Origin of the sequence: Kitasatospora azatica KCTC 9699 (genome assembly GCF_000744785.1) — a bacterium.
GTDB lineage: Bacteria > Actinomycetota > Actinomycetes > Streptomycetales > Streptomycetaceae > Kitasatospora > Kitasatospora azatica.
Genome location: NZ_JQMO01000003.1, coordinates 3,035,808 through 3,062,330 on the forward strand (window position 1 = coordinate 3,035,808; position 26,523 = coordinate 3,062,330).

Below are 26,523 nucleotides of genomic sequence, written 5' to 3' on the forward strand. Positions count from 1 at the left end.
GCTATGTGACTGTGCGTCAGTCTAGTGCGCGGTGCGGCCCGTGGGGCGGGTTCGCCAAGATCCCCGCCGCGATCCCCGCCGCGATCCCCGCCGCGATCCCCGCCGTGATCCCCGCCGTGATCCCCGCCGCGATCCCCGCCGTGATCCCCGCCGTGATCCCCGCCGCGATCCCCGCCGTGATCCCCGCCGTGATCCCCGCACCGGGGTGGATCCGTTGACATGTGACCAAAAGGTCACCTATTCTCGAAAACGTGGACCTGATATTCAAGGCCCTCGCCGACCCCACCCGGCGAAGCCTGCTGGACGAGCTCTTCCGCGAGGACGGGCAGACCCTCAGCGCGCTGGAGGCCCGGTTCGAGACCTCCCGCTTCGCCGTGATGAAGCACCTCAAGGTGCTGGAGGAGGCAGGCCTGGTGGTCACCCGCCGGCAGGGCCGGGAGAAGCTGCACTTCCTCAACCCCGTCCCGATCCGGTTGGTGCACGACCGCTGGGTGAGCAAGTACGCGCAGCCCTGGGCCGCTGGGCTCAGCGACCTGAAGAGCCGACTGGAGAGTCCGATGCAGAAGGTCTTCGAGATCTACATCCGCACCACCCCCGAACGCCTCTGGGAGGCGATCACCGACCCCGACATCCGGGCCAGGTACAACTTCGGCGCCCGGGTCACCTCCGACTACCGGCCGGGCTCGCGCTACGAGATGAACGCCACCGCGCCCGACGGCACGCCCGTGCCGCTCGGCGAGGGCGAGATCATCGAGATCGATCCGCCGCGCAAGCTGGTGCAGAGCATGGTGGCGCTGTGGAGCGACGAGGTGAAGAGCGAGGGCACGTCGCGGGTCACCTGGGAGATCGAGCCGGTCGGCGACTCCTGCCGACTCCTGGTGACCCACGACCACCTGCGCGAGGGTGCCAACGACGAGCTGTACGGCGGCTGGCCGATGATCCTCTCCGGCCTGAAGACCTGGTTGGAGACCGGCCAGCTGCTCACCACCCCGGGTTCGCTGCGGTACGGCAGCTGACGGAGAGTCAGCAGTCCGTCGTCAGTCCGTCGTCACCCGTGCAGCAGGGCGTTCAGCTCCCCGTACGGAATCGCCTCCCCGAGCTCGTCGTAGGTGCCCGTCGCGTACAGCTCGCGCGCGGTGCGCTGGACCACGGCGTAGGCGCTCTCGGCCACCGCCGAGCCGAGGCTGACCCGGGCCACGCCGAGCTTGCCCAGCTCGGCGACGCTCGGCGCGCCCGGTCCGACCAGCACGTTCAGCGGTACCGACAGCGCCTCGGTGAGCGCGCCCAGCTCGGCCGGGTCGGTGAGACCGGGGACGAAGACCCCGCTGGCGCCCGCCGCGACATAGGCGGCCGCCCGGTCCAGGGTCTCCTGACGGCGGGTCGCCGGGTCGCCGACCGCGCGCAGATAGGTGTCGATCCGGGCGTTGAGGTAGAGCGGAATCCCGGCGGCGTCGGCCGCCGCCCGGGCCGCGGCCAGGCGCTCGGCCTGCTCGTCCACCGGCCGCAGCGGAGCCCGGCCGGTGCGGTCGGCGTCCTCCAGGTTGATGCCGACGGCGCCGGCCGCCAGCACCCCGGCGACGGTCTCGCCGACGCCGGCCGCGCTGTCCGCGTAGCCGTCCTCGATGTCGGCGGTGACCGGCAGCTCCACGGCGGCCACCACCCGGGCGGTCAGTTCCAGGGCGAGGGTGCGGCCGAGCTTGCCGCCGTCCTGGGCGCCGAGCGCCCAGGCCACACCGGCGCTGGTGGTGGCGACGGCCGGGGCGCCGGCCGCGGCGACGATCCGGGCGCCGGCGGCGTCCCAGACGTTGGCCAGGGCCAGCGGGGCGGCGGCCTGGTGCAGGGCGTGGAAGGCGAGGGCTCTGTCGTGCTGGTTCGTCATGGCGTCAGTTCACCAGCTGTGGGCGGGTGCTGTCCGGCGGATTTCGGTCAGGCAGGCTTGCGGGCCTCGATCAGGAACCGCGCGGTGCTCGCCACGAACGGCCCGTCCCGCCGGATCTGCCGGTCCAGTTCGCGCAGCCGCTCCCGGTACTGGTCCACGGTGAAGCCCGGGACCATCCAGATCACCTTGCGCAGGAAGTACACCACCGCGCCGATGTCGTGGAACTCGGTGCGCAGCCGCTCGTACCGCAGGTCCACCACCTCCAGGCCGGCCGCCTGCGCCGCCTGTCGGGCGAGTTCCGGATCCCGGGCCCGGCGCACCTGCTCCGACTGGGGTCCGAGGAAGTACTCGACCAGCTCGAAGACGCTGGCCGGGCCGACCTGCTGGGAGAAGTAGCTGCCGCCGGGGCGCAGCACCCGGGCGATCTCCTCCCACCACACCGTCACCGGGTGGCGGCTGACCACCAGGTCGAAGGCCTCGTCGGCGAACGGCAGCGGCGGCTCGTCCTGGTCCGCCACCACGGCCACCCCGAGCGGGTGCAGCAGCCGGGTCGCCTTGGCGATGTTCGGCGGCCAGCCCTCGGTGGCCACGGTCAGCGGGGCCAGGCCGCCGGCCCCGGCCAGCACCTCGCCGCCGCCGGTCTGCAGGTCCAGTGCGGCCTGGACGCGGGTCAGCCGCTCGCCGAGCAGTCGCTGGTAGCCCCAGGAGGGCCGCTGCTCGGTGGCCCGGCCGTCGAGCCAGGAGAAGTCCCATCCCGCCACCGGGGCCGCCTCGGCCTCGGCCACCAGCTCCTCGAAGGTCCGTGCTGCCGCCGGATGCTGATCCTCGTTCATCTGCCCGATCCTGCCAGTTCCAAGATCTCCTCGCGCCGAATTTCGGCGCCCGCCGCCGCGCCGCCGCACTCCCCGGCGACCCCACCCCCTGACGGGAATCCGCTGCTCAGGCGGGGAGGACGTCGACGGTGGGGACGACGATGCCGAACAGGTCGGTGACGGTGGTCAGGGCGGCGACCTGGAGGGCGGCGGCGGGCAGCACGGTGCCGTCCGGGGCGGTGAGCGCGCGGGTGGCGGTGGTCTCGGCGACGACGGTGGGCCGGTAGCCGAGGTGGAAGGCGCCCTGGGCGGTGTAGTTGACACACATGTGCGTCATGAAGCCGGCCAGCACCAGGTCCTTGCCGCTGCCCGGTTCGAAGCCCAGGCCGTGCAGCGTCTTCTCCAGTTCGGTGGCATGGAAGGCGTTGGGGACCTGCTTGACCACGACCGGCTCGCCCTCGGCCGGAGCGACCTCCTCGCTGATCGCCCCGATCCGGGCGCGGATGTCGTACGGGGTGTTCTCGCCACCGTCGTTGACGATGTGGACGACCGGGATGCCGGCGGCGCGGGCCCGGGCCAGCAGGCGGGCGCCGGCGGCGAGGGCTTCCTCGGCACCGTCGAGGGCCATCACGCCGGTGCGGTAGGTGTTCTGGAAGTCGATCATGATCAGGGCGGACTCGCCGAGGCGTGGCGGCCGGTTGTCCAGGCCGCTCACGTCGCGCAGCGTGCTGGAGGGCTGATTCGTGCTCATCCGAAGCCTTTCGAAGGTCAGTTGGACTGGATACGAAAGCGGCGGCGGTACGCCGCGGGGGTGGTGGCGAGTTGCCGCCGGAAGGCGCGGTGGAGGGTCTCGGCGGAGCCGAAGCCCGCGACGGTGGCGACCTGCTCCAGCGGGCAGTCGGTGCTCTCCAGCAGTCGGCGGGCCGCCTCGACCCGGGCGGCCTGGACGTAGTCGGCCGTGCTGGTGCCCGTCTCCTGCTTGAACACCCGGGCGACGTGCCGTTCGCTCAGGCACATCCGGGCGGCCAGGGCCGCCGCGGACAGGTCTTCGTCGAGGTGGTCGGCGATCCACAGCCGCAGTTCGTCGATGTCCCGGCGGTCGGAGGCGGTCCGGCTGAGCGGCACCGAGAACTGGCTCTGGCCGCCCTGGCGTTTGAGGTACATCACCAACTGCCGGGCCACCGCGAGGGCGAGGTCCTCGCCCTGGTCCGCCGGCTCGCCCCGCACGAGGGCCCCTGGGGCACCATCAACATCATCGCCCTGGACGCCTCCGGGGAGCTGTGCGTCGGCGTCTCGACCTCCGGCTACCCGTTCAAGTACCCGGGCCGGGTCGGCGACTCGGCGATCCCCGGCGCGGGCAACTGGTGCGACCTGCGGGCCGGCGGCGCCGCCTGCACCGGACCCGATCCGCCCCTACCGGACCTTCGTCACCGTCGTCCTGCTGACCCGCGGCATCGCGGAGTAGCGGAAGAGGCTCCTATCGTTGAACCACGAGAGGTGGCGCACGGTGAGGCGGGCGGAGCATGGAAGGCGCGGAGATCGACTACGCGGCCATGTTCCAGGCCCTGCCCGGCATGGTGGCGCTGCTGACCCCGGAGCTGGCGTACGCCGACGTGAACGAGGAGTTCCTGCGGCTGTCGGGCCGCACCCGTGAGGAGCTGATCGGCCACTACCTGTTCGACGTCTTCCCCGACAACCCGAACGACCCCGCGGCGACCGGTGCCCGGAATCTACGCGCATCGCTCGTCCGGGTGCTGGAAACCGGGGAGCGCGACGCCATGGCGCTGCAGCGGTACGACGTCGAGTCCACCGAGCGGCCGGGCACCTGGACGGAGCGGTACTGGAGTCCGGTCAACGCCCCCGTGCTCGGGCCGGACGGTCGGGTGGTCCTGATCGTGCACCGGGTGGAGGAGGTGACCGAGCTCATCAAGGCCCGCGGCGGCCCGGAGGGCACCCGGGCCCGGGTGCTGGAGGCCGAGCTCTACACCCGGGCCCGCGAGCTGCAGGAGGTCAACGAGCGGCTGCGGAAGGCCCACGCCCGGGAACGCGAGGTGGCTCTCGCCCTGCAGGAGGCGATGCTGCCCGCCCCGAGGCCGGTGGGCCACCACCGGGCCGCCGTCCGCTACCGGCCCGCGGTGGGCTCGCTGAACGTGTGCGGCGACTGGTACGACCTGGTCGACCTGCCCGGCGACCGGATCGGGGTCGCCGTCGGCGACGTCGTCGGCCACGGCCTCGGCGCCGCCTGTGTCATGGGTCTGCTCCGCAGCGCGTTGAGCGCGGCCTCACTGGTCGCCGACGGCCCCGCGCAGGCGCTGGACGTCCTCGGCCTGTACGCCCGCTCGGTCGACGGCGCCGCGAACACCACCGCGGTGGAGACGCACATCGACTGGGACGCGCACACCATCGCGTACAGCAGCGCCGGTCATCCGCCGCCCGCGCTGCTGCACACCGACGGCAGCGTCGAGTTCCTGGACCAGGCCACCGACCCCCCGCTCGGCGCCCGCCCCGAGCCGGTTCCCCGTCCCCAGGCCGCCGTCGCGTTCACCGAGGGCGACACCCTGGTGCTCTACACCGACGGACTGGTCGAACGCCGCCGCGAGGACATCGACACCGGCCTCGCCCGCCTCGCCGACTCGCTGTCCCGCCACCGCGAGCTCGCCCCCGAAGCCCTCGCCGACGCCCTGCTGCACGCCCTGCTGCCGTTGGGCGGCGCGACCGACGACACCGCGCTGGTCATCGTCCGGCTCTGAAGACGCGTGCAGTGTGAGCTGAACCCGGACGTTAAGAGACCGCTAAGACTGCCGGGATCATGCAGTGCGCGACTGCCGACTGCGGCGCCACCATTGCGCCTGCGGCTCACGGAGTGTGGCCGTCGGGGGAGTGCGAAGGCGGGCGAGCACAGTGCGTGGCTTTCTGGGGGCGGTCACGGGGTATCCCACTGTGCTCTTCACCTTCGCGCTGGTCGTGGTGGTGGGCTACTGGATGCTGGTACTCGTGGGCGGCGCGCATGTCCACGGAGCACGCGGGGGGCATCCGGGCCACGGGGGGCACCACGGCCACGGCGGGGGGCGGCACGGCCACGGCCACGGCGCCGGACGTCACTGGCATCCCGGACTGCGGCGAGTGGCCGGCCTGGGCGGGGTGCCGATCACCGTGGCGGTCTCGCTCGTGGTGGCCTTCGCCTGGTTCACCGCGCTGGCCGGGCAGGCCTGGCTCGGCACCCAGGGGGCCTGGTTCCTGCTGCCGGTGGCGCTGGTCGGCGGCTGGGCGGGTGCCCGGCTGCTGGTCTGGCCGTTGCGGCGGCTGATGCCCGAGCCGGCCCCGCCGCCATCGCGCCGGGACTTCGTCGGACTCGGCTGCGTGATCCGCACCGGGCGGGTCGGTCCCGACTTCGGGCAGGCCGAGGTCCACGCGGCCGACGGCTCCTCGGCCGTGGTGCAGGTCCGCCAGAGCCGTGATGACGCGGCAGCGGCGGGCGGCGTGCTTCGGGCCGGGGCGTCCGCGCTCATCTACGACTACGACGCCGAGGGCGAGTTCTTCTGGGTCATGCCCGCCCCGCCGGTCACCGGCTGACACACCGTCAGGCCGTCAACTCCTCTGCTTGATCACCCATTTCATTCGCGGCAAGGTCGTCCAAGGGAACAGCCATGTCTGTCGTCACCATCGGTATCGGTGTGCTCGTCGCCGTCCTCCTGCTCATCGGTCTGGGCACGCTGCTGCTCTTCGGCCGGCTGTTCCGCAAGGTGGTCCAGGGCGAGGCCCTGATCGTCTCCCGGCCCAAGAACGTCGACGTGACGTTCACCGGCGCGCTGGTCCTGCCGATGCTGCACCGCGCGGAGGTCATGGACATCTCGGTGAAGACCATCGAGATCTCCCGGACCGGCCGCGAGGGCATGATCTGCAAGGACAACATCCGCGCCGACATCCAGATCACCTTCTTCGTCCGGGTCAACAAGACCGTCGAGGACGTCATCAAGGTCGCCCAGGCGATCGGCACGGAGCGGGCGAGCCACCAGGAGACGCTGCAGACCCTGTTCAGCGCCAAGTTCGCCGAGGCCCTGCGAACCGTCGGCAAGCAGCTCGACTTCGCCGACCTCTACACCCACCGCGAGGAGTTCCGGGACCGGATCGTCGCGGCCATCGGCACCGACCTGAACGGCTACCACCTCGAGGACGCCGCGATCGACCACCTCGAACAGACGCCGATGTCCCAACTCGACCCCACGAACATCCTCGACGCGCAGGGCATCCGCAAGATCACCGAGCTGACCGCGCTGGAGCACATCCGCACCAACGACTTCCAGCGCAACGAGGAGATGGAGATCACCCGCCAGGACGTGGACGCCCGCGAAGCCGTCCTGGAGCTGGAGCGGCGCCGGGCCGAGGCGGAGATCCGCCAGCGCAAGGGGATCGAGACCCTGCGGGCCCAGGAGGAGGCCGCCACCGCCACGGTGCAGGAGGAGGAGCGGCTCAAGTCGCACAGCGCACTGCTGCGCACCGAGGAACTGCTCGGCGTGCAGCGGGAGAACCAGCAGCGGGAGATCGCGGTCGCCGAGAAGAACCGGGAGCGGGTGCTCGCGGTGGAGACCGAGCGGATCGAGAAGGACCGGATGCTGGAGGTCGTCAACCGCGAGCGCGAGGTCCAGCTGGCCCAGGCCGACGTGGAGAAGGAGGTCGAGGTCAAGCGCCGCGGCGTGGCCGAGGTGGTGCGCGAGCGGATCGCCGTGGAGCGCACGGTCGCGGAGCAGGAGGAGGAGATCAAGCGGGTCCGGGTGGTCCAGGAGGCCGAGCGCACTCGGCAGAGCGTGATCATCGCCGCCGAGGCGGAGGCGCAGGAGCAGCTGGTCAAGGACATCAAGGCGGCCGAGGCGGCCGAGCAGGCCGCGCACCTGCGGGCCAAGGAGCAGGTGGTGCTGGCCGAGGCCGGGCAGAAGAGCGCGGAGCTGGAGGCCGCCGCCAACGTGCGCCGGGCCGAGGGCGAGCGCGCCCTGGCCGGGGCCGCCGGACTGGCCCAGGCCGAGGTGGCGGAGCGTCAGGCCATGGCCGAGGCCGCCGGCGTGCGGGCCCGGCTGGAGGGCGAGGCGGCGGGCCTGAAGGAGAAGGCGGACGCGATCGAGAAGGTCGGCCTGGCCGAGGCCGTGGTGGCGGAGAGCAAGGCGAACGCGGAGGCCACGGGGATCCGCGAGCGGCTGCTCGGCGAGGCCGTCGGACTCGAGCGGAAGGCCGCGGCGATGGCCGCGCTCGACGAGGTCACCCGGTCGCACGAGGAGTTCCGGCTGCGCCTGGCCGCGGACAAGGAGGTCCGGCTGGCCGCGCTGGAAGTCCAGAGCAAGGTCGCCGAGGCGCAGGCCGCGGTGCTGGCCGCAGGGCTGGAGAGCGCGGACATCGACATCGTCGGCGGCGACAGCGTGTTCCTGGAGCGGTTGGTCGGCGCGGTGTCCTTCGGCAAGGGCATCGACGGGGTGGTGCAGGGGTCGGAGACCGTCAGGGCCCTGGGCGCGGACTGGCTGAGCGGTGAGAAGAGCTTCAGCGAGGACGCGACGGAGGTGCTGCGCGCGCTGGCGGCCGGCGGTCCGTGGAACCTGGCCCTGTTGCAGCGGATGCTCGCCGGCGCCGCGGCCGGCGGCACGCTGCCCGCGGATCCGGCGCTGCTCGTCAACGGCACGGGCAAGTAAGCGGAACGGGCAAGTAGGCGGCACCGGCAAGTAAGCGGCACGGGCAAGCAACGGCCGTCGAAAGCAACGGCCGTCGAAAGCAACGGCCGTCGAAAGCAACGGGCATCGGAATCGGGCGAGGAGTACGGGAAGAGACATGGGCGTCGAGGACGGCACCTACCAGATCCTGCGGGCGCGGCTCGCCGACCGCGCCGCGGAGCTGGGGCGGCGGGCGGCGGAACTGAACTCCCTGCGCCAGCAGGCGTTCGGCTCCCGCGCGCTGGAGCTCGCGGGCTCGGCCCGGCCGCGCACCGCCGGCGCGGGCGAGGCCTGCGGCATCGTCGCCGTCCGTCCCGACGTCCTGCTGCTCGGGACCACGGCGCCGAACCTCGACGAGGGCCTGCTCTCGCTGCACGCCCTGGACGGCTCGGCGCTGGACCCCGGCACGGTTCCCGGCCTGCTCGACGACGAGCGCTTCCGCCGCGATCTGGCCGAACTGCTCCGCTACTTCCGCGGCGCCCGGCTGGCCGACCTGCTGCGCACGGTCGCCGGGCGGCTGCTGGCGGTCTTCCGGACCGGCGAGAACGACGGCGACCAGCGGGTCCTGAGCTGGCAGTTGTCCGGCGACCGGGCGGAGTACCTGGGCAACCACGGCGAGCGCGACCTCCCGCAGCCGCCCGTCGACGAGTTGGTGTGGACGGCGATCGGCCGCGAGCACCACGAGCACGGGCGGATCCGGATCGACGGCGGTGTCGACGGCGGTGTCGACGGCGGCGCGGGCGCGGTGTCGGTCGCCACCACCGGCGGCGGGCTAACCGTGCGCGCGGTCCCGGGCGACCGCCTGCTCTTCGAGGAGCCGGTCGACGAACCGTTGCAGAGCCTGGCGGACGCCACCGTCGCCTACGCGTCCACCGGACCGCTGCTGCTCCTGCGGATCCGCCCCTACAACGAACCGGCGGACCGCTACCTCGTCGTCAACACCCGTACCGGGTCGGTGCGCCGCCAGGACTCGCTCGGAGTCGGCGCCCGGCTGCTCCCGGCCGAGCAGGGCCTGATCTTCCCGGGCGGCTACGAGTTGGCCGACGGCACCCATCGGGCCTTCCGGATCGACGGCGGCGGTGGGGGCGAGGAACCGCGCTTCGACGCCGTGCTCCCCGCTCCCAACGGCGAGGACCTGCTCTACGTGCTGCGGCGCCCGGCCCACGCCCAGGTCCTGCTGCTGCCGTGGAACACCGTCCGCGGTGAGGCCGCCGCGGCCCTGAACGGGGTGGCGCACACCCTGCTTCCGGACGGCACGCTCGTGCTGGTCAAGCCGGATCGCGAGCCGGTCCGCACGCACGAGCTCCAGCTGTGGCGGACCCCGTTCCAGTCCGCCGACTTCGCCGCCGCCCAGCCGGTCGGTGACGGTCCGTTGGAACGGATCGGCAACGCCGACCTGGTACGCGGCATCGCCGACTGCCTCGATGTGGTGCGGACCGCCACCGCGGCCGCGCAGGAGGGCCAGGCGCCCGGCACCCCGCAGCTGCTCCTGGACGCCTGCGCCAAGGCGGCGGACCGGCACTACTGGCTCGCCGACACCGGGCTGCTCGAACCGCTCAACGAACTGCGGGAAGCCGCCGAACAGGTGGCCGGCGAGCAGGCCCGGATCCGTGGGCTCGCCGCCCGCGCCGCGCAGGCGCTGGACGAGGCGCGGGAGCGGGCCGCCGCCCTCGTCCGCCGCTCGCACGGCGAGCCGCCCACCGACGCCGACGGGTGGACCGCACTCCTCGCCGAACTGCGCCAGGCCCAGGGCCGTACCCGGACGCTGCGCGAGCTGCCGCAGCTCGACCTCGCCGCCCTGGAGCACGTCGAGGCCGACCTCGCCGCCGAGTTGACGGCGGCGACCGAGCGCGCCTTCGCCTTCTTCGCCGGTCCCGACGCCTTCGCCGGGCCCCTCGTCGCCGCCCAACACGCCGCCGAGGAGGCAGAGTCGGTCGGCACCGCCGCCGAGGCGGCCCGGCTCGCCGACCGCCTCGGCGAGCAGGCGGACGCGCTGGCCACCGTCACCGACCTGGTCACCGGCGCGGTCGCTGCCGACCCCGCCGCTGGAACTGCCGTGCTGCTGGCCATCGGTGAGGTCCTGGCCGCCGTCAACCGGGCCCGCGCCGTGCTGGTGAACCGCCGCCGCGCCCTGCTCGACACCGAGCACCGCGCCGCCCACGCCGCCGAGTCGGCGCTGCTCGCCCAGGCGACCGCCGCCGCCCTGGCCGCCGCCGACAGCCCGGCCGGCTGCGACGACCAACTCGCCAGGCTGCTGCTGCGGGTGGACGCGCTGGAAGCCCGGTTCGCCGAGGCCGAGGACCTGGCCGCCGACCTGGCGCTGCGCCGCGAGGAGATCCGGCAGGCGTTCGCCGCCCGCCGGCAGACCCTGCTGGACGAGGCCGCCGCGAGGGCCGACCGGGTGGCCGCCTCCGCACAGCGCGCCCTGGAGGCCCTGCGCCGTCGGCTCGCCGGGCTGGGCGCGGCCGCCGACATCCACGCCGCGCAGGCCGCCGACCCGATGGCGGTGCGGCTTCGCGCGGCGGCCGAGGAACTGCGCGGGCTCGACGACCGGGTGCGTGCCCAGGAGTTGGAGGACGGCCTGGTCGGCGCGGTCCGCACCGCGCTGCGCGAGCTGCGCGACCGCGCCGACCTGTCCGAGGACGGCGGGGCGAGCGTCCGGCTGGGGCGGCACCGGTTCGCGGTCCGCCGCGAACCGGTGGAACTCACCCTGCAGCCCGAGGGCGACGGGCTCGCGTTCCTCGTCACCGGTACCGGCTACCGCCGGTCCGCCGAGCTGCCGCAGCTGCTGGCCGGGCGCGAGTTCTGGACGCAGCCGCTGGTGAGCGAGTCGCCGGCGCTCTACCGGGCCGAGTACCTCGCGGCCGCGCTGCTGCCCGATGCCGACGACGGGACCGGCGAGCCGCTGCTCGAACAGGTCCGCCGCGCCGCCGAACGCGCCTACGACGAGGGCTACGAGCGCGGTGTCCACGACCACGATGCCGCCCTCATCCTCGGCGCGCTGCTGCGGCTGCGCGCCGGCGCCGGTCTGCTGGAGCACCCGGCCGAGGTGCGCGCCGCCGCCCAGCTGTTCTGGGCGCACGGCACCGGCGACGGGCAGCGGGCCGCCTGGCGGCTGCGCGCCCGCTCGCTCACCCAGGCTCGCGCGCGGTTCGGAGTCGGCACCGCGGCAGCGGCCGTGGCCGAGTTGTCGGCCGAACTCGCCGAGTCTGCCAGCGAGTTCGTGGCATCCGCCGGCCTGCCGCCGCAGCCGCGAATCGGCGACTACCTGGTCGAGGAGCTCGCGGACCCCCGCGAGGGCTTCGCCACCGGCATCGCCGCCCGCACCCTGCTGGACGCCTTCCGGCACACCGACGCCGCTCCCGCCCTCTCCGCCGACCTCCGAGCGCTCGCAGCCGACCTGCCCGCCCGCCGCCAACTCGCCGCCGCCTGGCTCGGTTCCTACGCCGCCGCCCAGCTGGACACCCCCGTCGAGGCGAACCAGGAAGGCCTGGCCGAGGCCGTCGCGGAGCTGTGCGCGCCCGAGCTCCCGCGCTACGAGATCGCCGCCTCGGTCAGCGAAACCGTCGGCGGCCTGCTCGGCGCCCACCCTCGCGTCCGGGACGGGCAGTTGACCGTCCGTATCGACGAACTACCGCACCGGGCACGGGTGTTCCGAGAAGAACGAGCCCCGGCCCAGCGAGCCTTCCAACGACAGCGCGCACAGGCCCTGGACGCCGAGCGGACCCGGCTGCGGCTGAGCGACTACCGGCCCCGCCCGCTGGCCGGATTCGTCCGCAACCAGCTCATCGACCAGGTGTACCTGCCGCTCGTCGGCGACAACCTGGCCAAGCAGCTCGGCGCGCTCGACACCACCAGCACCGACCGCAGCGGCCTGCTGCTGCTCCTGTCCCCGCCCGGCTACGGCAAGACCACGCTGCTGGAATACGTCGCCGACCGGCTCGGTTTGCTGATGGTCCGGGTCGACGGGCCCGCCCTGGGCGCCCGCACGACCTCGCTCGACCCCGACCGGGCCCCCGACGCCGCCGCCCGCCGCGAGGTGGAGAAGATCGTGTTCGCGCTGGAGGCCGGCAGCAACGTGCTGCTGCACGTGGACGACATCCAGCACGTGTCCGCCGAACTGCTGCAGAAGTTCATCCCGTTGTGCGACACCCAGCGCCGCATCGAGGCGGTCAGCGACCGCACCCCGCGCAGCTTCGACCTGCGCGGGCGCCGCTTCGCCGTCTGCCTCGCCGGGAACCCCTACACCGCGAACGGGCAGCGCTTCGAGATCCCCGACATGCTCGCCAACCGCGCCGACGTGTGGAACCTCGGCGAGGTGCTGACCGGGCACCAGGACCTCTTCGCGCTCTCCTTCCTGGAGAACGCGCTCGCCGCCAACCCGGTGCTGGCCCCACTGACCGGCACCGACCCGACCGACCTGCGCCTGCTCGTCGCGCTCGCCGACGGCGACCCGGCCGCCCAGGCCGACCAACTCACCCACCCCGTACCCGACCTGGACCGCACCCTGGCCACGCTGCTGCGGCTGCGCCGGATCCAACGCACCGTGCTGGCCGTCAACAGCGCGTACATCGCCTCCGCCGCCCAGGCGGAGACCGACCGCCTCGAGCCGCCGTTCCTGCTCCAGGGCTCCTACCGCACCATGACGCGGCTCGCCGCCCGGATCGACCCGGTCCAGAGCGAGGCCGAGGTCGAGGCGCTGCTGGACGAGCACTACCTCGCCGAGGCCCGCACCCTCGGCAGCGCCGCCGAGGCCAACCTGCTCAAACTCGCCCAACTCCGCGGCCGGGCCACCCCCGAGCAGCTCGCCCGCTGGCGGTCCCTGTGCGCGGGCTACCCGTCCGCCGCCAACCCCTCGTCCGCGTGCTCCGGCCAGCACAGCAGCCTCGCGCCGAACACCGCGGTCTCCAGGGTGTAGCGCTGCAGCGCGTCGTCCGGATCCAGCCCGGTCAACCGGACGATGCGCTCGATCCGGTAGGCCAGCGCCCGGACGCTCAGCCCGAGCCGCCGCGCCGCCTCCGCCGTGACATAGCGGGAGTCCGCATAGGCGGTCAGCGTCTCCAACAACGGTCCGGCGCCGCCGCGGGCGGTGCGCAGCGGGCCCAGCACGCTGCGCACCAGCTCCTCCAGGGCGACCCGGTCCCGCAACAGCACCGGCAGCACCAGCAGATCGGCCGCGTGCAGCAACTGCCCGGGCAGGTGCAACTGGTCGGCCTGCTCCAGGGCGGAGCGCGCCTCCTCGTAGGAGTGCACCACCCCACCCGGACCACTGTGCGGGCGGCCCACCACGACCCGGCGCCCCTGCGTCAGCTCCGCGAAGGCGGTGACCGCCGCGTCCTCCCCGGGCCCGGCCGGCACGATGCACACCAGCCGCCCGTGCTTCACCGCCAGCAGCACCTCCTGCTCGCCGAAACGGCCCAGCAACTGCCGTTCCAGCGCGCGCACCAGCGGGTCGTCCAGTTCGTAGCCGTCGCCCTCGGCCACCGCGACGACATGCGCGCAGGCCAGGTTGATGCCGAAGCGCTCGGCGTGCTCGGCCAGCCGCCCCAGATCGCTGCGGCTGCTCAGCAGGTCCGCCACGAACTCCCGGCGCCCGGCCTCCTCCCGCCGCAACCGCTCCCGGTAGGCCCGCCCGTGCCCCGCCGCGAGCGCGGCCACCGCCGCCCGCAGCGCCGCCATCGAGGCCGCGTCCACCTGCTGTCCGGCCCAGGCCCTGCCGGTCGCGGCCAGCCGCTCGTCGACCAGCTCGGCCAGCCCCCGCCCACTCTCAGCGGCCCGGTCGCCGTACTCGCGAAGCGCCTCCAGCTCCTCGCGCCGCAGCCGACGCCCACTGCGCGCCACCTCGGCCAGCAACCGCGCCCAGCCCTCGTCCCCGGACGGCGCGGACGCCTCCAAGGCCGTTCCGACGGTAGCCAACTCCCGCTTCCTCCCCCAACCCAACCCGACAGCAACGCGCCAGCGTACCCGCCGCACCCTCAGCCGGTCTGCTGCAGATCGAGTCGGATGGCCCGCTCCACGGGGGAGTAGTCCTCGCCGGCGCGATCGAGTTGGAGCGGCGCGCTCGGGTCGACGTGCCAGCCCGTGTCACCGGGATCCTCCGGGTGAGGGAAGCGGATCGGGAACGTGCCCACGCTGGCGCGCGGCGCCCAACGCCCGACGCCCACCAACTGATCGAACGCCGCATGCAGGCGCGGCGCGGTCACAGCCCGGCGAAACGGCTCCGCGGAGCAGGTCGGGACCCTCACCAGCGGCCTGGTCCAAGTCGCCCGGTCCGACCGGTCCAACCCGCTGAACTCCCACAACAGCGCCCGACATTCGGCCGCGAGCTCGCCGGAAAACGCCCCGCGAAGGCGCACGAAGCCCTCGGCGACGAACCGGTCGACCTGTGCCTGAGTGAGCATCCTCCTCACCCTTCCCTGCTGGAACCTCGCTGTACAGGGGTGAATGAGACCCGTAAGCGAGTGCCGCTACTGCAGGATGTTGATCGCACGGGCGATCACCAGCGCGCCGAGTCCAAGGGACGCCGCCGCTTCCATCATCATCAGCAGTTTGGCCCACCGCTTGACCGCGGAGATGTCGGTGGGGCTGAACGCGGTGGCGGTCCAGAAGGCCAGCACCAGATAGTCGGCGAAGATCGGCACCCAGGTGGTCGGCACGTAGTCCGGGTGCTGCATCTCGGGGAAGACCAGTGCTGGATTCGCATGCGGTCGGTGCGCGCGGGCGGCGGCACCACCGCGGTCCAGATCCCAGAACCAAAGCCCGAAGGCGATCACGTTCGTCGCCCAGATCACTCCGCCGGCGGCCAGCAGCCCGACGGCGTTGTTGGCGAACAGCTTGTTGTTGGTCAGGATGTCGGCCACCAGGCGGGCGGCGGCGAACAGATTCGCCACCGTGATGAAGGCGATGACGACGCCGGTCGTGATCCGTAGCCACGGCTTCTGGCGATCGATGCGGCCCGGGTCCCCGATGATCAGCGCGGCCAGCAGCACGAGCATGACGACCGGGATCACCCATGAGGGGGTCACCCGGTATTTCACGGGCAGCGCCACGTGGAGGAACGCGGCGACCAGGATCGCCAGCGCCACCGGCCACCAGCGCTCACCCCGTGCAGCGTCCTGAGCCGGCGTCAGCGGGGGCGGAGCGACCGGGTTCGGACCTGATGCCGATGCCATGCCCCATTGTGGCCTCGCGCGTTCTGCTGCCGGAGCAGTGACGCGCCGCTTCCGCGACCACCGCCGATGAGTCCGCCGGACCGCACGAAACGGGCTGAGCGGCTGCGGGACCGTGGCGACCACTCATTCGTTCGGGGGTATTTCGTCCCAGTACGGTACTGGTTTCCTTGAATAGGTATATCTGTAGCCATCTGCAGCGATCTGCAGCGATCTGGTGTCAGCAGCACAGGCGGCTGCGACCTGACGGGAGTGGCCATGGCGGTAACGAAGAAGGCCGCGCCGGGCGGAAAGCCTGATGCGGGGGCGTCCACTCGGGGCGCGGTGCCGGAGCCGCTGAGCCGGGCGGACCGGGTGGCGCTGGGGAAGGACGCCCGCAGGGCGGTGCCACTGGAGGCACATGCGGAGTTCCAGCCTGGCGGATCGCGGGATCCGGTCGGGCTGCTGCTGGGTCAGGCGGCGTCGCGGGTGCCGGACCTGGTGCCGGTACGGCACGGGCGCATGCTCGTGTCGCCGTTCACGTACTACCGCGGGGCGGCGCTGCCCATGGCGGCGGATCTGGCTGCCACGCCCACCTCAGGTCTGCGGGTCCAGCTGTGCGGAGACGCGCATCTGTCCAATTTCGGCGCGTTCGCCTCGCCGGAGCGGCGACTGGTCTTCGACGTCAACGACTTCGACGAGACGCTGCCGGGGCCCTTCGAGTGGGACGTCAAGCGGCTGGCCGCGAGCCTGGTGGTGGCGGGGCGTGACAACGAGTTCTCCGACAAGGCCTGCCGCAAGATCGTCCTGGCAGCTGCCAAGGGCTATCGCCAGGCCATGCGCCGCTTCGCGAAGCAGCCCTACCTGGACGTCTGGTACGCGCACCTGGACATCGAGGAGGCCATCAGGCAGTTCAGGTCCCAGATCAAGAGAAAGAGGTTCAAGGCGGCCGAGCAGCTGCTGGCCAAGGCCCGCACCCGCGACAGCACCCAGGCGCTGGGCAAGCTCACCACCCTGGTCGAGGGGCGGCGGCGGATCGTCAGCGACCCCCCGACGATCGTCCCCGTCGAAGAGGTCTTCAACGGGGTGCAGGCCGACGCGATCTACGAACTGATCCGCACCGTGCTGGGCAAGTACCGGCGCACCCTGCAGTCCGACCGGCGGCACCTGCTCGATCAGTTCACCATGGTCCAGATGGCCCGCAAGGTCGTCGGCGTCGGCAGCGTCGGCACCCGCGCCTGGGTCGCGCTGATGGATTCCGGGGACGGCGTCGAACCGCTGTTCCTACAGGCCAAGGAGGCCCAGCCGTCCGTCCTGATGCAGTACGCCGGGCGCAGCCAGTACAGCAACCAGGGTGAGCGCGTGGTCGCCGGTCAGCACCTCATGCAGGCCCAGAGTGACATCTTCCTCGGTTGGACCCGGGTCACCGGCCCGGACGGGGTGGACCGCGACTTCTACGTGCGCCAGTTGCGGGACTGGAAGCTGTCCGCACCGATCGAGCTGATGGTCCCGTCGGGCATGACGTTGTACGGCCGGCTGTGCGGCTGGACCCTCGCCCGAGCGCACGCCCGCTCCGGTGACCGGGTCGCGCTGGCCGCCTACCTCGGCGGCTCCGACCGTTTCGACCAGGCCATCGCGGACTTCGCCTTCGCCTACGCCGACCAGAACGAGGACGACTTCGCGGCCCTGCAGACTGCCGTGAAGAAGGGCAAAGTCGAAGCCACCACCGGGATCTGAACGGTTTCCGGCCGGTGGAACGACGAAGGCTCCGACTGCGGCGCAGTCGGAGCCTTCGGTACAGCTGGCGGAGGATACGAGATTCGAACTCGTGAGGGGTTGCCCCCAACACGCTTTCCAACTGCCCGCCCAGTCGGACGCAGGCGTTCTGACCTGCGGTGAAACGGGCGCCCGGCCGGGCTTCAGACGCCGCCGGACGGGGATTGACGCAACCGAAACTGCCACCAGCGCAGTCCCGGCTGTTCGAGTACACAGGGCGGTGAGCTCTGGAGTGCGCTCCGGCACTCGGTGGCGCCGGGCTGCCCACCCGAGCGAGAGCTCGCCATCCCGAGGCCTGAGCAGCACTGATACCAGTACGGACGGTGCGATGCCGACACGGTCCTGGTCAGCGGCGTGGGGTGCGTGATGGGCTGACGGCATGATCGAGACTTCAACCCCGACCAGTGCGGTGGCACTGGTGACCGGGGCAAACAAAGGCATCGGGTTCCAGGTCGCTCTCCAGTTGGCCGAGCGTGGGCTGACCGTGGTGGTGGGCGCGCGCGACCCCGAGCGCGGACGGGCCGCCGCCGCCGATTTGCGGTCCGCCGGGGCCGACGCCTACCCAGTGACGCTGGACGTCACCGATCCGGTGACCGTGCGGCAGGTGGCCGGATGGATCGATGAACGGTTCGGGCGGCTGGACGTGCTGGTCAACAACGCCGGCGCGGCCGAGGATCCGGGACACCGGCCCAGCAGCGCCGACCTCGACCTGGTCCGTGTGGTCTTCGAGACCAACGTCTTCGGCGTGTTGACCGTCACCAACGCGGTGCTCCCGCTGCTGCGCCGCTCGGCTGCCCCACGCATCGTCAACGTGTCGAGCGGCATGGGGTCGGTGACCACCCAGAGCTTCCCGGACAGCTACCTGGCCCAGGTTCCCGCCACCGCTGCCTACCCGGCCTCCAAGTCCGCGCTCAACGCGCTGACTGTCCAGTACGCCAAGGAGCTGCGCCGGGACGGTTTCCTGGTCAACGCCGTGTCGCCCGGCCCGTGCGACACCGACCTGACCAAGGAGTTGCAGAACGCGGGCTTCCTGATAACGCGGACGCCGGCCCAGGGCGCAGCGGTCATCGTGCGGCTGGCGACTCTGGGATCGGACGGCCCGACCGGTGGCTTCTTCGGCGAGGACGGTCCGGTGCTCTGGTGAAGGGCCGTGATGTCAGCCGGGCCTGAGCTGTGATGGACGGTCAGCGCCGCAGGCTAGTGTGCCCGGCATGGATCTACGCCGCTTGCGGTACTTCGTGGCCGTGGCCGAGGAGTTGCACTTCGGCCGAGCGGCGGCCCGGCTGCACATGTCGCAGCCGCCGTTGAGTCGGCGGATCCGCGAGTTGGAGGACTGGCTGGGGACGCGGCTGTTCGACCGCTCGGCCCAGGGCGTGCGGTTGACCGAGGCGGGGCGGGTGCTGCTGGCCGAGGCGCGGGAACTGCTCGAGGCGGCGGAGCGGGCGAGCGAACGGGTCCGGCAGACCGCCGGACGGCGCTCCATCGTGGTGGGCACTGTGGCCGGGGCCGGTCGGGGTCTCGGCCCGCGCGCCGCCGAGTCTTTCCGGCGCAGCCACCCGGAGGCGCTGGTGCGGCTGCGGGAAACCGGGATCAGCGATCCGACCGCAGGATTGCGAGCCGGAGCGGTGGATGTCGCGCTGACCCGGCTGCCGTTCGACACCAGCGGACTGGCCGTCAGGGTGCTGGCGAGCGAGCCGGTGGTCGCAGTCGTTCCGTCCGGTGACCTGCTGGCGCGGCGGGAGAGGGTGGCGGTGGCCGAGCTCGCCGACCGACCGTGGATGCGGCTGCCGGAGGAGGCGGACCCGGCCTGGCGGCGCTACTGGCTCGGCCAGGCGGGCCGCGCCGCCTCCGTACCGCTCGACCGGGCGCAGCCCGAGGCGGGGCCGCCTCGGGTGCAGAACGGCGAGGGACCGGTGGTCCGGGCGGTGGCCGAATGCCTGCACGCCGTGATCTGGCAGGGCGCGGTCGGCATCCTGCCGATCGGTGCCACGCGCCACCACCGGACCGAAGGCGTGACCTTCGTTCCGCTGACCGACTACCCGCGCAGCCGCGTGGTGCTCGCCTGGCCCGCTGAGAACCCGGACCCCACCGTCGTCGCCTTCGTCGAGGCCGCAGCCGCCTCGGCCTGAGGCGGGGTACTGCTGGAGAGTCCAGAAGGAGAAGCGCTGGCTGAGACTGTGAACGAGGAAGGCCCGGACGGCTGTGCGGTTTCTAGATGCGTGGGTTGGGTCGGCGGCGGGTGCTCAGCCGTTGCTGTCGTCGTGGGCGAGGTTGCCGCCCAGTTCGCGGGAGGCTTCCGCCTGTGCCAGCAACTCCTGGGCCTTGGCCCTGACGCCCTCGATGGCGTCCGCGCCGGCGACGAAGCGCAGCGGCGGGGTGGCCTGGTCGGCGATGGTCAGCAGGGCCTGGGCGAGCTTGCTGGGATCGCCGGGTTGCTGGCCGTTCATGCTCTTCCAGGCCGCGATGGTTGCGCTGGTGCGCTCGGCGTAGTCGTCAATGGTCGGCTCGGGCCAGGTGGTGGAGGCGTCCACGAGCAGTTCGGTGCGGAAGAAGCCGGGTTCCACGACCGTGGTGCGGATCCCGTAGGGCTCCAGGTCGTAGCGCAGGGACTCCATCCAGCCCTCGACGGCGAACTTGGAGGCGGCATAAGCGACGCAGAACTCCTGGCCGATCAGTCCGGCGGACGAGGAGAGGGTGATGACGTGGCCATTGCGCTGCTTGCGCAGGATCGGCAGGATCGCGCGGGTGACGTTCATGGGGCCGAAGAGGTTGGTCTCGAACTGCTGGCGCATCTGGGCGGGCGTGATCTCCTCGAAGTAGCCGGCGAAGAAGTTCCCGGCGTTGTTGACCAGGACGTCGATGCGGCCGAAGCGGTCGACCGCGGCCTGCGCGGCTGCCTGGGCGTCGTCCGGGCTGGTGATGTCAAGCTTGGTGACCAGCAGGTTGTCCTGCGGTCCGCCGAGGGTCTTCTCGACCTCCTCGGGGCGGCGGCCGGTGGCGACGACCCGGTGGCCCGCCTTGAGGGCCTGGCGGGCGATGTCGGTGCCCAGGCCGCGTCCGGCACCGGTGACGAAAATGACCTTGCTCATGGTGGGTTCCCTCTCAGATGCGGTGCCGTACTCGGCACCGGGTGTGGTGTGGTGATGCGCGGTCACGCGAAGGCGGTCAGGTCTCCCTGGCTGTCGGCACGTTCATCGATCGCTGTCGTGCTGAGGGTCAGGCTTGATCGGTGGGCATGATCCACAATTCGCCGACCGAGGCGTGGCGGGGGCGGGTGACCATGTAGGCGACGCCGTCGGCGATGTCCTCGGGAGCGAGTACCTCGGTCTGCTCGTAGAAGCTGTCGATCGCTGCGCGGACCTCGGGCTTGTGGTCGTTGTGCGAGCCCAGTTCGGTCGCCACGCCACCGGGCTCCAGGACGCCGACGCGCACGTGACGCCGGGTCACCTCCTGGCGCAGGGACTCGGTGAAGCCGTTTACTCCGAACTTGGTGAGGTTGTAGACGCCGTAGCCGTTCCACGCCACGCGTCCGGCGATGGAGCTGATGTTGACGATGTCGGCGACCCGGCGCGGACCCTGTTCGGCGGCCTGCAGCAGGTGCGGCAGGGCGGCGCGGGTGGTGGAGAGCAGGCCCTGGACGTTGACGGCGATCATGCGGTCCCAGTCCTCGGCGTCCGCGCCGACGACCGGGCCCAGCAGCATCAGGCCCGCGTTGTTGACCAGGGTGTCCAGCCGCCCGAAGTGCTCGACGGTCTGCTGCACGGCTGCTTCGGCCTGGGTGCGGTCGGTGATGTCCGCCTCGACTGCCAGCGCGGTCCCGCCCGCCTTCTCGATCTCGGCGGCGAGGTCGGTGAGGCGGTCCTTGCGACGGGCGATGAGCGAGACGCCGGCCCCGTGCTCGGCCAGCCGGCGGGCGGTGGCGGCGCCGATACCGCTGCTCGCCCCGGTGACCAGGGCGACTGTGCCGGTCAGATTCGATGCCATGGGAGTGTCCTCTTTCTGGGCGTGCGGGGGCTCGCGCCGGAGTGTCAGACCAGGTGGGAGGGGTGCGACTGCGAGTGCCGTGATCTGTGCGGTGGGCCCTGCATCCAGGCAACCACCCGCCGACCACGCCTGGACGGTCGTACGGGGCACCGCTCTGCCGGGGGTCTGGCAGTACCCCTCTCAGGCGGCCCGGGGCGCGGGGGCGGCCGTACGGTGGATCCATGGACCGCAGCAGCGAGATCCGTGAGTTCCTGCGGACCCGTCGGGCCCGGATCACCCCCGACCAGGCCGGCCTCGCCCCCGATCTGCGGGTGCGCCGAGTGCCGGGTCTGCGCCGCGAGGAAGTCGCCCAGCTCGCCGGAGTCAGCGTCGACTACTACATCCGCCTGGAACGGGGACGCACCCAGGGCGTCTCCGAAGCCGTCCTGGAGGCCGTGGCCCGCGCCCTGCAGCTGGACGACACCGAGCGCGCCCACCTCTTCGATCTCGCCCAGCCCACCGCCACCCGGGCCCGCCCCAGGCGGCCACCGAACCCGCAGCGGGTCCGCCCGGTCATGTACCGGGCCCTGGACTCCCTCAGCGTCCCCGCGCTCATCCAGGGGCGACGCATGGACGTGCTGGCCGCCAACCGACTCGGCTACGCCCTCTTCGCCGACTTCCAGGCCCGACCCCACCGCGAGCGCAACTTCGCCCGCTTCGTCTTCCTCGACGAGGCCGCCCGCGCCCTGTACACCGACTGGGAGAAGGCCGCCGGCGACTGCGTGGCCACGCTGCACCTGTACGCCGGACGCCACCCCGACGACCCACAGCTCACCGAACTGATCGGTGAACTGTCCCTGCACAGCGACACCTTCCGACGCCTGTGGGCCGACCACGACGTCCTCGCCCACGCCACCGGCACCAAGCGCCTGCACCACCCGCTAGTTGGCGACCTGACCCTCGACTACGTGGTCCTGGCCGTCGAAGGCGACCCCGACCAGAGCCTCGTCATCCTCACCCCCGAACCCGCCTCCCCCTCCGCCGAAGCCCTCGACATCCTCGCCAGCTGGACCAGCACATCCCCCACCGGGCCGCACGCCACCGACGAGACGCGCCCAGTCGTCTGAAAACCGTCCAGGACCCCAGCAGCGCCCCGGCTCTGGGGTCAGCCCGCCCAGGAGTCCGAGGATCCCGACGAAGAGCGGCCGGGAAGGCCCGAAAATCCCAACTGAGACCAAAACTGAGACCACGGAACGACGAAGGCCCCGACCGCCGGGCGGCGGGTCGGGTCCTTCGTTATGGCTGGTCGGCCATGGCGGAGGATACGAGATTCGAACTCGTGAGGGGTTGCCCCCAACACGCTTTCCAATTCTCCTCGGTGCCGTCCGCCGGGGTCCGTGCCGGTTCTGACCTGCAGTGGAGCGGGTGGCCCGTCAGCGACTGAACTTGGTTGGACGGGGGTGAACGAGACCAGACCTGAGACCACGGCGCCAGCGCTCGGGCGGCCGGTTCTGGGCCTGTCACCACTGGCCTACCGTCACGCCCACGACGCACCGGAGCTGATGGCGGCCGGTGACCACCCGGCCGAGCACCGGACAGCCGTGTCGGACCGGCCCGGCGCTCTCGGCGGATCAGAGGGTGGCGGCGCGCAGTGCGATCAGGGCGATGGAGGCCAGGGTGAGGAGCACCGCCGGAGGCGCGCCCTTGCGGTCGCCGACGCGCAGGTGGGAGGCGACCGCCCCGGCGAAATAGAGCGTCAGGCCGATCGCGGCGGCGATTCCGACGGATCCCCACCAGAGTCCGGCGATCGCACCGGCCGCGCCCGCGATCTGAGCGCCGATCAGGAAAGCCATCATGCCCTGCGGCACTCCGAGGGTGGACATCTGCTCGGTGATGTGCCGCGTCCGCAGGGACTTGGCTCCGGCCGATACCAGGAGAACGGCCGACATGAACACAGTGACGACGGCAAGGGAGACGAACACGGCTGAAACCTCAATCGTGCGAGATGCGAGCAAGGGACGTGCGCACCTCGACGACGATAGGCGGCCGATAGGTACCTCCAGGTAACCTTCGGGGCATGAGCCAGCGACCCGGAATCGCCTTCCTCGCCGACTGCCCCGCTCTCCTGGCCATGGAGATCATCGCCAGCAAGTGGTCCATGGTCACGCTCTTCGCGCTGACCGACGGCCCGTTGCGCCACGGCGAGCTGGTCGAGCTGAGCGGCGGCATCTCACGCAAGGTACTGACTCAGACGCTGCGCCGGCTCCAGGCCAACGGGCTCGTCGAGCGGCACGCGTATGCCGAGGCGCCGCCGCGGGTGGAATACAGCCTGACCGATCTAGGGCGAACCATGGAGGAGCCCATCAGGTTGCTCACCGCCTGGGCGCGGGAGAACGGCGAGGCGGTCGTCGCCTTCCGGGAAGCAGCCGACGTGGCCACAACCACCGAGGCGGACCAGGCGACCCCGGTGAAGATCCTTCCTGTCGATGAGAACTTGAACCGTTTCTGATCAACAGGTGTCGAAGGGGCTTCGCGGCGGGATCGTTCGGTCCGGCCGGGTCGGTCCCCGTCATGACAGCGCCGCAACGGAGAGCTGGTTCGCCCTGTTCCAGGCCGGGACCACCGGCCCGTCCCAGCAGACGACGAAGGCCCGGACCGCTGAGCGGTCCGGGCCTTCTGCCGGCGGAGGATACGAGATTCGAACTCGTGAGGGGTTGCCCCCAACACGCTTTCCAAGCGTGCGCCCTAGGCCTCTAGGCGAATCCTCCGTGGGAGAGCTTAGCCCATGTTGAGGGGTGCTCGCGAACCGCTATCTCGCAGGTGAGGGGGTGGGGGTGGCCTAAGGATCGGAGAGGGGGTGGGTGTGCGGAGGCGGGGCGGGGATCCGCTACTCTTGGGGGCAGCCCCTCGTGTGGCGTTATCTCTCTGAACCCCCCCAGGGCCGGAAGGCAGCAAGGGTAGGAGGGCTCTGGCGGGTGCACGAGGGGTCCTTGTTTTTTGGGGGCCGACGCGTTTGTCGGTCTGTCCCGATATCGTCGGTGGCGTGTCCCTAGCCCTGTACCGCCGCTATCGCCCCGAGACTTTCGCCGAGGTCATCGGGCAGGAGCACGTGACCGCTCCGCTCCAGCAGGCCCTGCGCAACAACAGGGTCAACCACGCCTACCTGTTCAGCGGCCCGCGCGGGTGCGGGAAGACGACCAGTGCGCGGATCCTCGCGCGGTGTCTGAACTGTGCGCAGGGTCCGACGCCGACTCCCTGCGGGGAGTGCCAGAGCTGCACCGACCTGGCGACCGGCGGCCCGGGCTCGATCGACGTGATCGAGATCGACGCCGCTTCGCACGGTGGTGTGGACGACGCGCGTGAGCTGCGCGAGCGGGCGTTCTTCGCGCCGGTGCACAGCCGGTACAAGATCTTCATCCTGGACGAGGCGCACATGGTGACCTCGGCCGGCTTCAACGCGCTGCTCAAGGTGGTGGAGGAGCCGCCGGAGCACCTGAAGTTCATCTTCGCCACCACCGAGCCGGAGAAGGTGATCGGGACGATCCGGTCCCGGACCCACCACTACCCGTTCCGGCTGGTCCCGCCGGGGACGCTGCGGGACTACCTGACCGAGGTGTGCGGGCGCGAGGGCATCCAGGTCGAGGAGTCGGTGTTCCCGCTGGTGGTCCGGGCCGGCGCCGGGTCGGTGCGTGACTCGATGTCGGTGATGGACCAGCTGCTGGCCGGCGCCGGCGAGGGCGGCGTCACGTACCAGATGGCCACCGCGCTGCTCGGCTACACCGACTCCGCGCTGCTGGACGAGGTGGTGGACGCCTTCGCCGCGCAGGACGGGGCGACGGTGTTCCAGGTGATCGACCGGGTGGTCGAGGGCGGGCACGATCCGCGGCGCTTCGTGACGGACCTGCTGGAGCGGCTGCGTGACCTGGTGATCCTGGCCACAGTGCCGGACGCGGGGGAGAAGGGGCTGATCGACGCACCGGCGGACCGGGTCGCGGTGATGCAGGCGCAGGCCGACCGGTTCGGGGCGGCGGAGCTGAGCCGGGCCGCCGACATCGTCAACACCGGGTTGACGGAGATGCGGGGTAACGCGGCACCGCGACTGCAGTTGGAGCTGATCTGCGCCCGGGTGATGCTGCCGGGCGCGTACGCGGACGAGCTGTCGCTGATGGCGCGGGTGGACAAGCTGGAGCGTCGCGGCGCGGTGATGGTGGGTCAGGAGGGCGCCGCAGTCGTCCCGATGGCCGCACCTCAGATGCCGCAGGTCCAGCAGATGCAGCCGGTCCAGCAGATGCCGCAGGGCCAGCCGGTGCCGCAGCCGCAGCAGGTACAGAACGTGCAGCAGGCGCCCCCGCGCCCGCCCCGGCCGCGCCCGCCCCGCCGGCCGGCCCCGCTCCCGGGGCCTGGCCGATCCCGCGGAGCTTCCCCGCCCCCGCGGCGGCCGCGCCCACCCCCGCTGCGCCCGCCCCGCCCGCGCCGGAACCCGCTCCCCGGCCGAGCGCCCCCGCCGCCGCTGCCCCCGCTCCCGTTGCCCCCGCCCCGCCCCTGCCGCGCCCGCCGCACAGCAGCAGCAGGGCGCGGCCCAGGTGCGTCAGCTCTGGCCGCAGGTGCTGGAGGCGGTGAAGAACCGTCGCCGCTTCACCTGGATCCTGCTCAGCCAGAACGGCCAGGTGGCCGGCTTCGACGGCAGCACGCTGCAGGTCTCGTTCATCAATGCCGGCGCCCGGGACAGCTTCGTCAGCAGCAACAGCGACGACGTGCTGCGCCAGGCCCTTGCGGACGCGCTCGGCGTGGACTGGCGGGTCGACTGCATCGTCGACCCGTCGGGTGGCACCGCGCCGCCCCCGCAGGCGGGTGGTGGCGGCGGTGCCGGTGGTTGGGGAGGCGGCGGCGCGCCGCAGGCCCCGCGTCCGGCGGCACCCGCCGCGACCGCGACGGCCGTCGGCGGTCACCACCCCCAGGCGCCAGGCGGCTACCCGTCGGCGTCCCCGGCGGCCCCGAGCTCCCCGGCATCGCCCGTACCGAGCCCGCCCGCGCCCGCGCGGACGGCCACCGCCCCGGCGAGCCCGGCTGCGCCCACCGCGCCCCCGCCACCCCCGCCGGCACCGGAGGACGAGTACCCGCCCGACGACTACTCGGCGGACGACTACTCGGCCGCTGACGCCCCGACCCCGCCGGCCGCCCAGACCGCCTCCGGCGAGGAGTTGATCCTGCGGGAGCTGGGCGCCACCGTGCTGGAGGAGATCCAGCACGGC

At 72.2% G+C, this 26,523-nt stretch carries 22 protein-coding genes, 1 tRNA gene, 1 other RNA gene and 1 pseudogene; 14 read left to right on the forward strand and 11 right to left on the reverse strand.

Going from position 1 to position 26,523, the window contains the following annotated elements; all coding sequences use genetic code 11:
- The first annotated feature begins 5 nt into the window (after nt 1–5).
- Both BR98_RS39610 and BR98_RS24185 read left to right on the forward strand, forming a co-directional pair.
- Nucleotides 6–218 (forward strand): hypothetical protein, encoded by a 213-nt coding sequence (locus BR98_RS39610; RefSeq protein WP_157537915.1) that lies wholly within the window; start codon nt 6–8, stop codon nt 216–218.
- Between the two features lie 33 nt (nt 219–251).
- Nucleotides 252–1,016 (forward strand): ArsR/SmtB family transcription factor, encoded by a 765-nt coding sequence (locus tag BR98_RS24185; protein ID WP_035847477.1) that lies wholly within the window; start codon nt 252–254, stop codon nt 1,014–1,016.
- A gap of 32 nt (nt 1,017–1,048) precedes the next feature.
- On the opposite strand, the gene BR98_RS24190 is transcribed toward BR98_RS24185, so the two are convergent.
- The 4 genes and pseudogenes from BR98_RS24190 to BR98_RS24205 form a co-directional block, all read right to left on the reverse strand.
- Nucleotides 1,049–1,879, reverse strand: coding sequence for an isocitrate lyase/PEP mutase family protein (locus BR98_RS24190; RefSeq protein ID WP_035847478.1), 831 nt, complete (start codon nt 1,877–1,879; stop codon nt 1,049–1,051).
- Nucleotides 1,880–1,926: 47 nt separating this feature from the next.
- Nucleotides 1,927–2,712 carry a class I SAM-dependent methyltransferase gene (locus BR98_RS24195; RefSeq protein WP_035847481.1) on the reverse strand — a complete coding sequence of 262 codons (786 nt, stop codon included), beginning with the start codon at nt 2,710–2,712 and terminating at the stop codon, nt 1,927–1,929.
- Nucleotides 2,713–2,818: 106 nt separating this feature from the next.
- Nucleotides 2,819–3,442: an isochorismatase family protein gene (locus BR98_RS24200; RefSeq protein ID WP_035847482.1), complete on the reverse strand. Its 624-nt coding sequence runs from the start codon at nt 3,440–3,442 to the stop codon at nt 2,819–2,821.
- Between the two features lie 17 nt (nt 3,443–3,459).
- Nucleotides 3,460–3,900: pseudogene (locus BR98_RS24205) on the reverse strand (GlxA family transcriptional regulator); the annotation flags it as partial.
- 69 nt (nt 3,901–3,969) lie between these two features.
- On the opposite strand from BR98_RS24205, the gene BR98_RS42615 reads away from it, so the two are divergent.
- The 5 genes from BR98_RS42615 (at nt 3,970) to BR98_RS42100 (ending at nt 13,302) form a co-directional block, all read left to right on the forward strand.
- Nucleotides 3,970–4,281 (forward strand): isoaspartyl peptidase/L-asparaginase, encoded by a 312-nt coding sequence (locus BR98_RS42615; protein ID WP_407639537.1) that lies wholly within the window; start codon nt 3,970–3,972, stop codon nt 4,279–4,281.
- Nucleotides 4,215–5,441, forward strand: a complete 1,227-nt coding sequence (locus BR98_RS24210; protein WP_035847484.1) for a PP2C family protein-serine/threonine phosphatase — start codon at nt 4,215–4,217, stop codon at nt 5,439–5,441. Before BR98_RS42615 ends, BR98_RS24210 begins: the two co-directional genes overlap by 67 nt.
- A gap of 190 nt (nt 5,442–5,631) precedes the next feature.
- Nucleotides 5,632–6,264, forward strand: a complete 633-nt coding sequence (locus BR98_RS24215) for a hypothetical protein (RefSeq protein ID WP_324606688.1) — start codon at nt 5,632–5,634, stop codon at nt 6,262–6,264.
- 74 nt (nt 6,265–6,338) lie between these two features.
- Entirely contained in the window at nt 6,339–8,366 is a 2,028-nt protein-coding gene (locus tag BR98_RS24220) for an SPFH domain-containing protein (protein WP_051970151.1), read from the forward strand.
- Nucleotides 8,367–8,502: 136 nt separating this feature from the next.
- A complete protein-coding gene (locus BR98_RS42100) occupies nt 8,503–13,302 on the forward strand; it encodes a DNA repair ATPase (RefSeq protein WP_051970152.1) in 4,800 nt (1,599 codons plus the stop codon).
- Here the strand turns inward: BR98_RS42100 and BR98_RS24230 are convergent.
- From BR98_RS24230 to BR98_RS24240, 3 genes are all read right to left on the reverse strand, one after another.
- A complete protein-coding gene (locus BR98_RS24230) occupies nt 13,218–14,300 on the reverse strand; it encodes a PucR family transcriptional regulator (RefSeq protein WP_232247921.1) in 1,083 nt (360 codons plus the stop codon). The two genes, BR98_RS42100 and BR98_RS24230, sit on opposite strands and share 85 nt — an antisense overlap.
- A gap of 59 nt (nt 14,301–14,359) precedes the next feature.
- A complete protein-coding gene (locus BR98_RS24235; protein ID WP_051970153.1) occupies nt 14,360–14,785 on the reverse strand; it encodes a phytanoyl-CoA dioxygenase family protein in 426 nt (141 codons plus the stop codon).
- A gap of 66 nt (nt 14,786–14,851) precedes the next feature.
- Nucleotides 14,852–15,469 carry a hypothetical protein gene (locus BR98_RS24240; RefSeq protein WP_051970154.1) on the reverse strand — a complete coding sequence of 206 codons (618 nt, stop codon included), beginning with the start codon at nt 15,467–15,469 and terminating at the stop codon, nt 14,852–14,854.
- A 342-nt stretch (nt 15,470–15,811) separates the two neighbouring features.
- Between BR98_RS24240 and BR98_RS24245 the strand changes: the two genes are divergently transcribed.
- The 3 genes from BR98_RS24245 to BR98_RS24255 all read left to right on the forward strand — a co-directional run bounded on the left by BR98_RS24245 (nt 15,812) and on the right by BR98_RS24255 (nt 19,437).
- On the forward strand, nt 15,812–17,269 hold the full coding sequence (locus BR98_RS24245) for a DUF2252 domain-containing protein (RefSeq protein ID WP_083976920.1): 1,458 nt from the start codon (nt 15,812–15,814) through the stop codon (nt 17,267–17,269).
- A 418-nt stretch (nt 17,270–17,687) separates the two neighbouring features.
- Nucleotides 17,688–18,452, forward strand: coding sequence for an SDR family oxidoreductase (locus BR98_RS24250; RefSeq protein ID WP_035847493.1), 765 nt, complete (start codon nt 17,688–17,690; stop codon nt 18,450–18,452).
- Nucleotides 18,453–18,519: 67 nt separating this feature from the next.
- The gene (locus BR98_RS24255) at nt 18,520–19,437 is read left to right on the forward strand and encodes a LysR family transcriptional regulator (RefSeq protein ID WP_035847496.1); all 918 of its coding nucleotides are present in this window, start codon (nt 18,520–18,522) and stop codon (nt 19,435–19,437) included.
- Nucleotides 19,438–19,551: 114 nt separating this feature from the next.
- On the opposite strand, the gene BR98_RS24260 is transcribed toward BR98_RS24255, so the two are convergent.
- Both BR98_RS24260 and BR98_RS24265 read right to left on the reverse strand, forming a co-directional pair.
- Complete coding sequence (locus BR98_RS24260; RefSeq protein ID WP_035847498.1) at nt 19,552–20,397, reverse strand: SDR family oxidoreductase; 846 nt, start codon at nt 20,395–20,397, stop codon at nt 19,552–19,554.
- Between the two features lie 127 nt (nt 20,398–20,524).
- On the reverse strand, nt 20,525–21,292 hold the full coding sequence (locus tag BR98_RS24265; RefSeq protein WP_035847500.1) for an SDR family NAD(P)-dependent oxidoreductase: 768 nt from the start codon (nt 21,290–21,292) through the stop codon (nt 20,525–20,527).
- Nucleotides 21,293–21,513: 221 nt separating this feature from the next.
- Here BR98_RS24265 and BR98_RS24270 point away from each other — a divergent pair, with 221 nt between their 5' ends.
- Nucleotides 21,514–22,398 (forward strand): helix-turn-helix transcriptional regulator, encoded by an 885-nt coding sequence (locus tag BR98_RS24270; RefSeq protein WP_051970155.1) that lies wholly within the window; start codon nt 21,514–21,516, stop codon nt 22,396–22,398.
- 504 nt (nt 22,399–22,902) lie between these two features.
- Here the strand turns inward: BR98_RS24270 and BR98_RS24275 are convergent.
- The gene (locus BR98_RS24275; protein WP_035847501.1) at nt 22,903–23,253 is read right to left on the reverse strand and encodes a DoxX family protein; all 351 of its coding nucleotides are present in this window, start codon (nt 23,251–23,253) and stop codon (nt 22,903–22,905) included.
- Nucleotides 23,254–23,348: 95 nt separating this feature from the next.
- On the opposite strand from BR98_RS24275, the gene BR98_RS24280 reads away from it, so the two are divergent.
- On the forward strand, nt 23,349–23,780 hold the full coding sequence (locus BR98_RS24280; protein ID WP_083976922.1) for a winged helix-turn-helix transcriptional regulator: 432 nt from the start codon (nt 23,349–23,351) through the stop codon (nt 23,778–23,780).
- A gap of 174 nt (nt 23,781–23,954) precedes the next feature.
- On the opposite strand, the gene BR98_RS24285 is transcribed toward BR98_RS24280, so the two are convergent.
- Nucleotides 23,955–24,039, reverse strand: a tRNA-Ser gene (locus tag BR98_RS24285).
- A gap of 130 nt (nt 24,040–24,169) precedes the next feature.
- Between BR98_RS24285 and ffs the strand changes: the two genes are divergently transcribed.
- Nucleotides 24,170–24,266: signal recognition particle sRNA small type (ffs, locus tag BR98_RS37130), an RNA gene on the forward strand.
- Nucleotides 24,267–24,314: 48 nt separating this feature from the next.
- Entirely contained in the window at nt 24,315–26,429 is a 2,115-nt protein-coding gene (locus BR98_RS38335; RefSeq protein WP_232247513.1) for a DNA polymerase III subunit gamma and tau, read from the forward strand.
- The last annotated feature ends 94 nt before the right edge of the window (nt 26,430–26,523 follow it).

What these genes read in the sequence shown, in the direction of transcription:
- BR98_RS24280 (WP_083976922.1), top strand. Translation starts at nt 23,349, where the DNA reads ATGAGCCAGCGACCCGGAATCGCCTTCCTCGCCGACTGCCCCGCTCTC.
- BR98_RS24255 (WP_035847496.1), top strand. Translation starts at nt 18,520, where the DNA reads ATGGATCTACGCCGCTTGCGGTACTTCGTGGCCGTGGCCGAGGAGTTG.
- BR98_RS24210 (WP_035847484.1), top strand. Translation starts at nt 4,215, where the DNA reads ATGGAAGGCGCGGAGATCGACTACGCGGCCATGTTCCAGGCCCTGCCC.
- BR98_RS24190 (WP_035847478.1), bottom strand. Translation starts at nt 1,879, where the DNA reads ATGACGAACCAGCACGACAGAGCCCTCGCCTTCCACGCCCTGCACCAG.
- BR98_RS24265 (WP_035847500.1), bottom strand. Translation starts at nt 21,292, where the DNA reads ATGGCATCGAATCTGACCGGCACAGTCGCCCTGGTCACCGGGGCGAGC.
- BR98_RS42100 (WP_051970152.1), top strand. Translation starts at nt 8,503, where the DNA reads ATGGGCGTCGAGGACGGCACCTACCAGATCCTGCGGGCGCGGCTCGCC.
- BR98_RS24270 (WP_051970155.1), top strand. Translation starts at nt 21,514, where the DNA reads ATGGACCGCAGCAGCGAGATCCGTGAGTTCCTGCGGACCCGTCGGGCC.
- BR98_RS24200 (WP_035847482.1), bottom strand. Translation starts at nt 3,442, where the DNA reads ATGAGCACGAATCAGCCCTCCAGCACGCTGCGCGACGTGAGCGGCCTG.
- BR98_RS24250 (WP_035847493.1), top strand. Translation starts at nt 17,688, where the DNA reads ATGATCGAGACTTCAACCCCGACCAGTGCGGTGGCACTGGTGACCGGG.
- BR98_RS24195 (WP_035847481.1), bottom strand. Translation starts at nt 2,712, where the DNA reads ATGAACGAGGATCAGCATCCGGCGGCAGCACGGACCTTCGAGGAGCTG.
- BR98_RS24260 (WP_035847498.1), bottom strand. Translation starts at nt 20,397, where the DNA reads ATGAGCAAGGTCATTTTCGTCACCGGTGCCGGACGCGGCCTGGGCACC.
- BR98_RS24220 (WP_051970151.1), top strand. Translation starts at nt 6,339, where the DNA reads ATGTCTGTCGTCACCATCGGTATCGGTGTGCTCGTCGCCGTCCTCCTG.
- BR98_RS24245 (WP_083976920.1), top strand. Translation starts at nt 15,812, where the DNA reads ATGGCGGTAACGAAGAAGGCCGCGCCGGGCGGAAAGCCTGATGCGGGG.
- BR98_RS24235 (WP_051970153.1), bottom strand. Translation starts at nt 14,785, where the DNA reads ATGCTCACTCAGGCACAGGTCGACCGGTTCGTCGCCGAGGGCTTCGTG.